This window comes from Aeromonas sp. PrichA-15 (assembly GCF_017939245.1).
In the GTDB taxonomy this organism is placed as follows: domain Bacteria; phylum Pseudomonadota; class Gammaproteobacteria; order Enterobacterales; family Aeromonadaceae; genus Aeromonas; species Aeromonas caviae.
Window position 1 is genome coordinate 1 of record NZ_JAGKRH010000162.1, and the last position, 935, is coordinate 935.

At 57.5% G+C, this 935-nt stretch carries 1 protein-coding gene; it reads left to right on the forward strand.

Features of this window, described 5'->3' with window-relative positions; genetic code table 11:
• On the forward strand, positions 1 to 935 hold a 935-nt coding region (gene tuf, locus J9889_RS17485; protein WP_210557513.1), incomplete at both ends, for an elongation factor Tu.

A 935-nucleotide genomic window follows, 5' to 3' on the forward strand; every position in this document is an offset into this window, starting at 1 on the left:
CACGTAGATTGCCCGGGTCACGCCGACTACGTTAAAAACATGATCACCGGTGCTGCCCAGATGGACGGCGCAATCCTGGTAGTAGCAGCGACTGACGGCCCGATGCCGCAGACTCGTGAGCACATCCTGCTGGGTCGTCAGGTAGGCGTTCCGTACATCATCGTGTTCATGAACAAGTGCGACATGGTAGATGACGAAGAGCTGCTGGAACTGGTCGAGATGGAAGTTCGCGAACTGCTGTCCGAGTACGACTTCCCGGGTGATGACCTGCCGGTAGTCCGTGGTTCCGCACTGAAAGCGCTGGAAGGCGAAGCTCAGTGGGAAGAGAAGATCCTGGAACTGGCTGGCCACCTGGACACCTACATTCCGGAGCCGGAGCGTGCCATCGACCAGCCGTTCCTGATGCCTATCGAAGACGTCTTCTCCATCGCAGGCCGTGGTACCGTAGTAACCGGTCGTGTAGAGCGCGGTATCGTCAAGGTTGGTGAAGAAGTGGAAATCGTTGGTATCAAAGATACCACCAAGACCACCTGTACCGGCGTTGAAATGTTCCGCAAACTGCTGGACGAAGGTCGTGCAGGTGAGAACGTTGGCGCGCTGCTGCGTGGCGTGAAGCGTGAAGACGTAGAGCGTGGTCAGGTACTGGCCAAGCCGGGCACCATCAAGCCGCACACCAAGTTCGAATCCGAAGTGTACGTGCTGTCCAAAGAAGAAGGTGGTCGTCACACTCCGTTCTTCAAGGGCTACCGTCCGCAGTTCTACTTCCGTACTACCGACGTGACCGGTACCATCGAACTGCCGGAAGGCGTAGAGATGGTCATGCCGGGCGACAACATCAAGATGGTTGTTACCCTGATTGCCCCGATCGCGATGGACGACGGCCTGCGTTTCGCCATCCGTGAAGGTGGCCGTACCGTAGGTGCTGGTGTTGTAGC